The sequence below is a fragment of the Ornithinibacillus contaminans genome, from assembly GCF_001038425.2.
In the GTDB taxonomy this organism is placed as follows: domain Bacteria; phylum Bacillota; class Bacilli; order Bacillales; family Amphibacillaceae; genus Ornithinibacillus; species Ornithinibacillus contaminans.
On record NZ_LDPV02000014.1, the window covers coordinates 1 to 10,251 of the forward strand.

At 41.3% G+C, this 10,251-nt stretch carries 7 protein-coding genes and 2 pseudogenes; 4 read left to right on the forward strand and 5 right to left on the reverse strand.

Translation table 11 applies throughout. The features are described from left to right. Nucleotides 1–270: 270 nt before the first annotated feature. From JF53_RS02605 to JF53_RS17820, 5 genes and pseudogenes are all read right to left on the reverse strand, one after another. Nucleotides 271–663 carry a GNAT family N-acetyltransferase gene (locus tag JF53_RS02605; RefSeq protein WP_047980436.1) on the reverse strand — a complete coding sequence of 131 codons (393 nt, stop codon included), beginning with the start codon at nucleotides 661–663 and terminating at the stop codon, nucleotides 271–273. A gap of 37 nt (nucleotides 664–700) precedes the next feature. Then, nucleotides 701–1,471: a lysophospholipid acyltransferase family protein gene (locus tag JF53_RS02610; RefSeq protein ID WP_047980437.1), complete on the reverse strand. Its 771-nt coding sequence runs from the start codon at nucleotides 1,469–1,471 to the stop codon at nucleotides 701–703. 184 nt (nucleotides 1,472–1,655) lie between these two features. After that, a complete protein-coding gene (locus tag JF53_RS02615) occupies nucleotides 1,656–2,555 on the reverse strand; it encodes a TIGR01777 family oxidoreductase (RefSeq protein WP_047980438.1) in 900 nt (299 codons plus the stop codon). A gap of 148 nt (nucleotides 2,556–2,703) precedes the next feature. Next, nucleotides 2,704–3,081, reverse strand: a pseudogene (locus JF53_RS17815) (CAP domain-containing protein); the annotation flags it as partial. Nucleotides 3,082–3,099: 18 nt separating this feature from the next. Continuing rightward, nucleotides 3,100–3,471, reverse strand: a pseudogene (locus tag JF53_RS17820) (CAP domain-containing protein); the annotation flags it as partial. A 736-nt stretch (nucleotides 3,472–4,207) separates the two neighbouring features. On the opposite strand from JF53_RS17820, the gene mreBH reads away from it, so the two are divergent. From mreBH to JF53_RS02640, 4 genes are all read left to right on the forward strand, one after another. After that, a complete protein-coding gene (mreBH, locus tag JF53_RS02625; protein ID WP_047980439.1) occupies nucleotides 4,208–5,215 on the forward strand; it encodes a rod-share determining protein MreBH in 1,008 nt (335 codons plus the stop codon). A gap of 881 nt (nucleotides 5,216–6,096) precedes the next feature. After that, nucleotides 6,097–7,263 carry a CaiB/BaiF CoA transferase family protein gene (locus tag JF53_RS02630; RefSeq protein ID WP_047980440.1) on the forward strand — a complete coding sequence of 389 codons (1,167 nt, stop codon included), beginning with the start codon at nucleotides 6,097–6,099 and terminating at the stop codon, nucleotides 7,261–7,263. 12 nt (nucleotides 7,264–7,275) lie between these two features. Further along, nucleotides 7,276–8,481, forward strand: coding sequence for an acyl-CoA dehydrogenase family protein (locus tag JF53_RS02635; protein WP_047980441.1), 1,206 nt, complete (start codon nucleotides 7,276–7,278; stop codon nucleotides 8,479–8,481). 82 nt (nucleotides 8,482–8,563) lie between these two features. Beyond that, complete coding sequence (locus tag JF53_RS02640; protein WP_047980442.1) at nucleotides 8,564–10,009, forward strand: NAD-dependent succinate-semialdehyde dehydrogenase; 1,446 nt, start codon at nucleotides 8,564–8,566, stop codon at nucleotides 10,007–10,009. The last annotated feature ends 242 nt before the right edge of the window (nucleotides 10,010–10,251 follow it).

Consider the following 10,251-nt stretch of genomic DNA (forward strand, 5'->3'; position numbering starts at 1 on the left):
CCCGCAGTGAGGGTGCTACTTGAATAACCTTCTTCGTTCCCTTGCGCTGAGGAAGCATACTCCGAAGCGATACTAGCAGACACAGGCGCACTGCTTTTCAGCGCGAGGAGGCTCACCAGCCCCCCGCGGCAAGGTAGACACTGCGAGGTAGTTTCGATTAGATGTCACCCCTGTGCTGGAAGTGAAAGCGAAGTATATTCCCGGAGCGGGTATCGTGCTCCAACGTTCGGATTTTATCTAACCATTAACACGTATGTCCCAGCATCTTTTTTAATAGGATTGCCAAACGCCCCCAGCACTTGGTGTGAAACCACTAGTTTTATAGAAGTTAGTATTTTCCTCTTCAAACGATACGGTTACTATTCCCAATCCAAAACGCTCAGATTCACTTAATAATGCCTTCACTAGTGTTACCCCAATACCTTGCCCCTGGAAATCAGGGTGTACCATGACATCCTCCAGATAGCCATGCTCTAAGCCCATTCCACATACATAACCAAAGGCAATGAGTCTATTATCCTCACTTCTTACTCCTGCCCAAAAATTACATCGTTCAAATATCGCAGGATAATCATTATCTCTTCTTCCCCATCCAATCAATTCCCTTAGTTCTGGCACTTCATGATTTGCTATTGGCAAATTAATGATTACGTTATACGTCATATAGTACCCCTTTTCTGTTTTTTCCTTGTCAAGAAGGTTAATGAGCACCTATCACTACTTCTGACTCAAGTCCCTCTTCACTAGAGTGATATATTTCCTTCAGTGGCAGTTGAACAATTTCCTGTATTTCCAGTGCAAGCTCATTACTCTTTAATTCCTGATACGTTTCTGGAAAAATTGGATCGTGAATCATCAATTTGATCGCAGATCCTTTGATTCGCCCATTATCTTCTTCCAACATCTTATAAGTTCCGTCAATTGTTACTGGTACTATTGGAACATTCGCTTTGGTTGCCAATCGAAGACTACCGGGTTTGAACGAATTTAATTCTGCTCCTCGGCTTCTAGTCCCCTCTGGAAAAATAACAAGTGAATGTCCATTTTTCAAGTTTTCAATCCCTTGATTAATGGCTTTCACCGATTGCCTTCTGTCTGCACGATCAATAAATACGCAATGTAATAATCCCATCCAATTACTAATGATTGGAAGTTTTTTAATTTCCTTCTTTGCAATAAAGCCTACTGGTTTTCCTAGATGTCCTAAAAACGCTAAAATATCAAATAATCCTTGATGATTTGCCACATATAACACTGCACCTTCTGGGATTTTTTCCTGACCAGTGACCTGTACGGTGGTACCTGTTTTTTTGATGACCTTTTGCGAAATGCGTTGTGGTGTTGCAAAGATTCTGTGTCGATTTTCCGATGTGCTAGGTTGTTGAACGAGTCGCTTAGCTTTATAAAAGCTAAAGCAACTACTAATAATCAATAGAATGGCGTATGTATATATCCATAATGTAAATACCATAATTGCTCCCCCCAATATTCACTATAATTATACTGATTAGCGAAGGATGTTCAAGAAACAAGGTTTATTCCCCACTCCAAAAAGCTGACTGTCCTTGGTCAAATCACCATTACGAAACACGAAAAAACGCCACATGATAAGTGACGTTTTTGGAATATATTCTTTTTCTTTAAGCATGCATGTATTACGCAATAATGTCCTGTAATGTTTCATGAATCGTACGATAAGTAAATTGATAGCCCTCTTGCTCTAATCGTTTGGGAATTACCCAACGGCTTTTCAGCACTAGTTCTGTCTCTGTCCGAATTAGGATCGCACCAATTTCCAATAACCAAGTCGGAGAAGGGAATCCAAATGGTCGATTCAACATGATTCGCAGTTCTGTCATGAATTTTTCATTACTCACTGGTTCAGGGGCTGAACAATTAAAGACACCACTCAACTCTTTGCGTTCGGTTAAAAAACGTACAATTTGAAATACGTCCTCAATATGTATCCAGCTAAATTTTTGCGTGCCTTTTCCTTGATTGCCACCAAGTCCAAATTTCACTAGGTTATAATAAGGCATCATAACCCCGCCTTCTTTACCTAGAACAATTGCCGTACGTAGGGCAACTTGTCTTGTTTTTGGCAACTGAAAATCGAAGAAGGCTTTCTCCCAGCTTGTTGCGACATCCACCGAGAATCCCGAACCGATTTCCCCATCTTCCTCAGTCATTGGGCGATCCTCTGCATGGCGGTAAATCGTTGCTGTACTTGAATTCATCCAAACCTCTGGTGGATTCTCACATGCCAAAATAGCCTCACCTAGTATCTTCGTAGTGGTCAGCCTTGAATTCATTATTTCCCGCTTATTTTTCTCATTATACCGACAGTTGACTGTTTTCCCAGCTAGATTCACAACTAGCTCAGCACCTTCTAATGCATCGATAACCCCAGCTTGATCATCCCAAGAAATATATGGTGATTTTCTAGAGATTATTTTAACATCATACCCCAGCTCACTATATTTCGTTTCAAAATACTTGCCAATAAAACCTGTTCCGCCCGCTAACACAACTTTCTTCAATCCAAATCCCCCCATTTTTTTATCTCACACTTGTTTAGAAGTAGTAACGATTTCCTATGGTTAAGAAAAATAAGGGAATCTTGGTAGAGAATCTTTGATGCATTTCCCAGCGCTACGTCATGTATGCTCTATTTAAAGTATAACGCAAATTCCTATTTTAGGTCTATTTTCCAATAAACTGCTGTGTCCAGATAACTTCAGCTTTATCAAAGCCTACCCCGATATGTGTGTAATCCGGATTTAAAATATTTGCCCGGTGACCTTCGCTGTCCATCCACGCCTGCACTACTTCCTCTGGTGTAAACTGTCCTCTAGCAATATTTTCCCCCGCCGTTTGGTAGGATATCCCAAATGTATCCATCATATCAAACGGTGAACCATAGGTCGGGCTCATATGGTCAAAATAATGCTGTTCCTTCATATCAATTGATTTGGCACGGGCTGATTTTGCTAACTGTTTATCAATTTTTAATCGGGCTAACCCTTTTTTAGCTCGCTCCTCATTTGTTAAATCAACAACTGCTTGCTCAAATTCCGTTTGCCTTACCGCATCATCCACCCGCTTAATAAATTGCTGTGTCCAATAGTATCCTTCCTGAACAAACCCAACTCCAATATGGGTATAGTCCTCATGCAAAATGTTCGCGCGATGCCCTTCACTAGCCATCCATGCCGCAACCACTTCTTCTGGTGTACGCTGCCCCTTTGCAATATTTTCACCGGCAGAATAATAATGAATACCGAAGTTATCCATCATATCAAATGGTGAACCATAGCTCGGACTGTCATGAGAGAAATAGTTGTTCTGCACCATGTCCAATGATTTTTTTCGAGATACATTCGCTAGATTTTTATCTAATTTTAATGGGGCTAATCCATGTTTCGATCGTTCCTTATTCGTTAAATCAATTACTTTCTGCTCAAATTCTGCTTGATTGATAGTTGGTGTTTTCTGCTTTTGTTCTTTCTTCTGTTCATTGGCATGGTTAGTTTCATTCGTGTTTGGTTGATTCGGTTTTTGTGTATTTTCCGTAGGCTGCTTTTCTGGTTCAGTTGCTTCTGACTTTGTTTCTTGATCTTGTTTCGCAGCTAACCGTTTTGTTACAATTTCATTTATTTCTTTCCAATTAACTTGCGTAAATGCATCTTGTTTGGTTAAAAAGGTGTAATCAAAATATTCTTCTAACGAGTTAACATGATATGGATAAAAGGTTCCGTTCCAAAAATAATAGTGGGTCACACCTTTATCCTCTGCCCCTGTTAGGCCAGGCATCCCTAAACTAAAAAGAATTAAGGCGACTGCCAATAGTCTAATGCGATTAAATTTTCGTTTCATATTTTTCAACCCCTCACTAGACAATTTCCGATACAATCCTACTTAAAACACATTATCTCACGTTTATTCCCGAGATGACTTTCCATTTTTATTACAATCGACAAAAAATGTAAAACAATTGAAACTTGAGTTCCGACCAAATATACCTTATTTTAATATAGTAGCACTTTTACCTTTTACGATAAATTAACTAGCCAATTATTGTTAATAATGTTAATTAGTTTAGTGAATAATAAAGGTATCTGTTCGTTAACACCCATAAAAATCATGTCGATATAGAACCTTATATCGTACTAAATTACATTATTCGTCATCATTGGAGGAACTCATTATGTTTTCTACTGCAGAAATCGGAATTGATTTAGGAACTGCAAATATACTTATTTATTCAAAAACCAAGGGGATCGTTTTAAACGAGCCATCTGTTGTTGCGATTGATATAAATACAAAACAAGTTGTAGCCGTTGGAACAGAAGCAAAGGAAATGATCGGTAAAACCCCTCGTAATATCGTACCAATTCGCCCATTAAAAGATGGTGTTATCGCCGATTATGATATTACCGCACAAATGCTAAAAGCTTTCTTAAAGAAGGTAAGTAAAATTATGGGGATGTCCATGAGAAAACCTACTGTTGTGGTTTGTACCCCTTCTGGTAGTACAACCGTTGAAAGAAGAGCCATTCATAATGCGGTAACAAGCTATGGCGCGAAACAGGTTCATTTAATTGAAGAACCAGTTGCTGCAGCTATTGGTGCCGACTTACCAGTTGATGAGCCAATCGCAAACGTAATTGTAGATATTGGTGGCGGTACAGCTGAGATCGGTATTATTTCACTCGGTGGTGTTGTATCATCTAGCTCTGTTCGTGTCGGTGGCGACAAGATGGACGAGGAAATCATTCAATACATCCGTAAAAAATACAACATCCTTATCGGTGAACGTACTGCTGAAAATGTAAAAATGGAAATTGGTTATGCCCATATTAATCATAAAGAGGAATTTATGGATGTCCGTGGACGTGATATGGTAACCGGTCTACCAAAAACCGTTAGTATTTCTTCCAAGGAAGTTTATGAAGCGATTAAAGAGTCATTGGAGCAAATTCTACAAGCAATTCGCATCACGTTAGAGAACTGCCCACCTGAACTTAGTGGTGATATTGTTGACCACGGAATCGTCATTACAGGTGGTGGATCTTTATTAAAAGGTATGCAAGAATGGCTTGCACATGAACTATCTGTACCAGTTCATATTGCACCAAACCCACTAGAATCCGTAGCAATCGGAACTGGTAAAGCGATTAAAATGATTTCTAAACTAGAAAAAGCAATGAAGTAAGAGGACAGGAGCCCAGGTGGCTCCTGTTTTTTTTGGGGATTGGGGTTTGAGCGATATATCCGCGGTTTGAGCGATATAATGAGCTTTTGAGCGATGTTTCCGCCGTTTGAGCGATACAATGATATTTCGAGCGATATTTTCGCGGTTTGAGCGATATGATGGGATTCCGAGCGATGTTTCTGCCGTTTGAGCGATATATTGGGCTTCCGAGCGATGTTTCCGCGGTTTGAGCGATATATTGGGCTTTCGAGCGATGTTTCCGCGGTTTGAGCGATATGTTGGGCTTTCGAGCGATGTTTCTGCCGTTTGAGCGATATATTGGGCTTCCGAGCGATGTTTCCGCGGTTTGAGCGATATGATGGGATTCCGAGCGATGTTGGGATGTGGCTGGGCTGCTGATGTTTCGAGATTTCTGCTGATATTTTAGAAAAGCTGCTGATATTCTGGAATAATTGCTGATGTTACCATATATCTGCTGATATTCCTAAATATCTGCTGATGTCACCAAAAATCCTACTGATATCCCTAAATATCTGCTGATACCTCACACCCAAATCACCACCACACACATGCTAACGCCCTCCTACAAAACTTCTACAATCCTCGTCCTAACAATCCAACTAAAAATCTCAAATTACCTATTTACATATTATTCAGAATACATTAAACTGTATTTAAGAGTCATGTAAAGCGCTTACACCGTTAATCACATGACTAACAGAATGATATATCCACAATCACTGCCTAGCTTGTTCACAGTTCATGCCCTGAGCTGTACCAACAAGCAAAAGCCAGTTCTTCTTGCAATACAGCATTCTTGCTGTGTTCTTGTTGAACTGGCTTTTTTTCATACAAGAACCGATCTGGAAAGGAGTGAAATAGTGTCAGGAGCGTTAAATAACATTACCGTTCTGGACTTATCCAGAGTGCTTGCTGGCCCTTATTGCACGATGATTCTTGGTGATCTTGGTGCTGAAGTTATTAAGGTGGAAGCGCCTGGTGGAAGTGATGAAACGCGAAAGTGGGGACCACCTTTTCAAAATGACGTCAGTGCCTACTATCTCTGTGCGAATCGGAATAAAAAAAGTATCACATTAGATTTAAAATCCAATGAAGGTATTGAAACCATTAAAGAGCTCGTAGCGAAAAGTGATGTCATCATCCATAATTTTAAAACTGGTACGATGGAGCGCTTTGGAATCGATTATGAAGAGCTCGCAAACATCAACCCGAAGCTTGTATATTGCTCGATTACTGGTTTTGGAGAAACTGGCCCTTATAAGGATTTGCCAGGCTATGATTTTATTATTCAAGCGATGAGTGGTCTTATGAGTATTACTGGCGACGAGGACTCAGGACCACAAAAGGTTGGTGTAGCGATTACCGATATTTTGACTGGTCTGTATGCAGCAACTGGCATACAAGCTGCATTACTGGAACGCCATCAATCCGGTAAAGGGCAGAAGCTTGATATATCCCTATATGATTCCGCAGTAAGTGCACTCGTGAACATTGGAAGTAATTATTTGATGGCTGGAAAAATCCCAACCCGACTAGGCAATCAGCATGCGAATATCGTTCCTTATCAAACCTTTCAAACGATGGATGGCGAAATGGTTATTGCGATAGGAAATGACCATCAATTTAAAGCTTTTTGTACTATTTTAGGAAAAGAACAATATAGTGATGATGAACGTTTCCAAACAAATCCAGCTCGTGTGCAAAATCGAGCCATTTTAGTGCCCCTAATTCAAGATATTCTCATCACTAAACCGACAAGTTATTGGCTTGATCAGTGTCACCAATCTAACATCCCTTGTGGCCCAATTCAAAATCTCAAGGAAGTTACGGATGATCCACAGCTTCAAGCCAGAGAAATGTTTTTAGAAACCGTGCATCCAACAGCTGGAACAATCAAAATGATCGGTAGTCCATTAAAGTTTTCTCGGACGCCTGTCACTTTACGGCACCATCCGCCAAATGCTGGTGAACATAATGAGGAAATCTTGCTAACTAAACAAGCTACCAAATCCAATAGTAACGAATAGGAGTGATTTTTAATGAATTTTAATTTTACAGATGAACAAAACATGTTGCGAGATACGGTTAGGAGTTTTGTAGATAAGGAGATTATGCCTTACATTGCTGATTGGGATCGCCAAGGAAAATTCGATCCAGCTATCACTACTAAATTAGCAGCGCTTGGACTAATGGGGGTATGTATTCCGGAAGAGTATGGAGGCAGTGGTATGGATTATAATTCTCTTGCCATTGTTTGTGAGGAGCTAGAACGAGGCGATACCGCTTTTCGTACCGCTGTATCGGTTCACACCGGCTTAAACAGCATGACCTTATTACAATGGGGTACAGAAGAGCAAAAACAGAAGTATCTCGTCCCACAAGCAAAGGGAGAAAAGATTGGTGCCTTTGGATTGACTGAGCCAGGCGCAGGGTCAGATGTTGCCGCCTTGCAATCAACCGCTGTCAAAGAGGGCGACTACTACATTCTAAATGGGTCCAAAACGTGGATATCGTTATGTGATATCGCCGACCATTTTCTTGTATTTGCCTATACCGACAAATCAAAAAGGCACCACGGAATTTCAGCATTTATCGTAGAAAGAACGTGGGAAGGGTTCTCCTCCAAAGCGATAAAAGGCAAACACGGTATCCGCTCTGGTAACACTGGCGAACTATTTTTCGATCACGTAAAAGTACCACAAGAAAACCTACTCGGCGAGGAAGGTGAAGGGTTTAAAATTGCCATGGCAGCACTTGATAATGGGCGATTCACGGTTGCGGCAGGTGCTGTCGGCCAAATCATGGCATGTATCGAGGCTAGTGTAAACTACTGCCACGAACGGGAAACCTTTGGTAAACCAATCGGGAAGCATCAATTGGTGCAACAAATGATTGCCAAAATGGAAGCTGGACTACAGATGAGCCGGCTACTTGTTTATCGTGCTGGTGAGCTTAAGAACGAAGGAAAACGAAACACAAGAGAAACATCCCTTGCCAAATGGCAGGCATGTGATTTTGCCAACCAGGCTGCAGATGATGCCTTACAAATTCACGGAGCTTATGGTTATTCCGACGAATACCCAGTAGAACGCTACTTGCGTAATTCCAAGGCACCCGTTATTTATGAAGGAACTCGTGAAATCCATACGATTATGCAGGCTGAGTATGTGCTCGGCTATCGTAAAGATAAGCCGCTTAATAAAATGTTACCAGCATGGAATTCAGATAAAGAACTAGTAAATTAATCACCATATCGCACCTACAAATTGATGGAAGATTGTAGGTGCGATATGCTTAAGATAGAAAAAATTTAAGGGAGGATTCACTATGATCTCGACATTAACAAAGAGCATTTATATTAATGGACAGTGGCGAGAAGTAAATTCAGCCAAGACACAAACCATCTATAATCCTGCCACATTAGAAGCTATTACTGAGATAGCGTATGGCGGTCAAGAAGAAACGAAAGAAGCAATTGATGCAGCGTCACAAGCATTTCCAAATTGGAGTGGAATGACCGGACGAGAGCGCTCCCGCATCCTTTATAAGGCTGCCGAACTAATGCGAAAAGACGCAAAACGCTTAGGCGAAATTTTAACCACAGAACAAGGAAAACCACTAAAAGAAGCGATTGGTGAAGTAAAAGGTGCGGCTGGATTTTTACTTTGGTATGCAGAGGAAGCTTCACGTGGCTATGGGGAATGGATTCCATCCTCCACGAAGTCAAAACGATTACTCGTGATTCCAAAGCCAATCGGCGTTGTAGCTGCTATTACACCATGGAACTTCCCTTCATCCATGATTACAAGAAAACTAGGTCCAGCTCTAGCTGCCGGTTGTACTACCGTCTTAAAACCATCACCAGAAACCCCATTATCTGCGATTGAGATTGTGAAAATTTTCGAAGAAGCAGGCATGCCACCCGGCGTGGTCAACCTAGTAACTGGTGACGCACAAGAAATCGGCAAGGAAATGCTAACGAATAAAGAAGTAAAACTAATTACCTTTACTGGCTCTACTGCGGTTGGTAAATACTTAATGCGTGAGGCGTCAGATACGGTGAAAAAGGTATCCTTAGAACTCGGTGGTCATGCGCCAATTATCGCTTTTGACGATGCTGATTTAGATAAAGCCACTACCTTGGCAGTAGCAAGTAAATTCCGCAATAATGGGCAAACCTGTATTTGTGCCAATAGATTATACGTACACGAAGCGATTGCTGATGAATTTACGGCATTGCTAAAAGAAAAAGTTGAGAAGCTAAAAATAGGTTTAGGTCTAGAAGAAAATACAGATCTTGGTCCACTTATCAGCGAGCAAGCACTTGAAAAATTCAATTCACACTTAGACGATGCCTTAGCAAAAGGTGCTGAACTTGTAACGGGCGGAAGTCAATGGAAAGGCGATTTACCAGGCTATTTCTGTCCACCAACAATCGTTAAAAACGCAACTGATGAGATGAAGGTAATGCGCGAAGAAACATTTGCACCACTTTTCCCAATCCAAACCTTTACCAATGAAGATGAGGTTATTCGAAAAGCGAATGACACGGACTATGGTTTAGCCGCATACATTTTCACGGAAAACACAAGCCGGACACTGCGAGTTTCTGAAAAACTAGACTATGGCATGATTGGTGTCAACGATGTCTTCCCTTCTGTTCCAGAGGCACCGTTCGGCGGTATCAAGCAATCCGGTAACTCTAAAGAGGGTGGGCATTACGGAATGGATGAGTTTTTAGAGAAGAAGTTAATTTCGATTGGGATTGAGTAAGGTTTGCAGACACCATAATTCTCGCAAACCATTCGTGGAAAACATGGGGCTGGGACATAAGTGTTAATGGTTAGATAAAATCCGAACGTTGGTGCACGATACCCGCTCCGGGAATATACTTCGCTTTCACTTCCAGCACAGGGGTGACATCTGCTCGAAACTACCTCGCAGTGTCTACCTTGCCGCGGGGGCTGCTGAGCCTCCTCGCGCTGAAAAGCAGTGCGCCTGTGTCTGCTAGTATC

Excerpts from the sequence above, each read along its gene's own strand:
- mreBH (WP_047980439.1), top strand. The coding sequence starts at position 4,208 with ATGTTTTCTACTGCAGAAATCGGAATTGATTTAGGAACTGCAAATATA.
- JF53_RS02615 (WP_047980438.1), bottom strand. The coding sequence starts at position 2,555 with ATGGGGGGATTTGGATTGAAGAAAGTTGTGTTAGCGGGCGGAACAGGT.
- JF53_RS02605 (WP_047980436.1), bottom strand. The coding sequence starts at position 663 with ATGACGTATAACGTAATCATTAATTTGCCAATAGCAAATCATGAAGTG.
- JF53_RS02640 (WP_047980442.1), top strand. The coding sequence starts at position 8,564 with ATGATCTCGACATTAACAAAGAGCATTTATATTAATGGACAGTGGCGA.
- JF53_RS02635 (WP_047980441.1), top strand. The coding sequence starts at position 7,276 with ATGAATTTTAATTTTACAGATGAACAAAACATGTTGCGAGATACGGTT.
- JF53_RS02610 (WP_047980437.1), bottom strand. The coding sequence starts at position 1,471 with ATGGTATTTACATTATGGATATATACATACGCCATTCTATTGATTATT.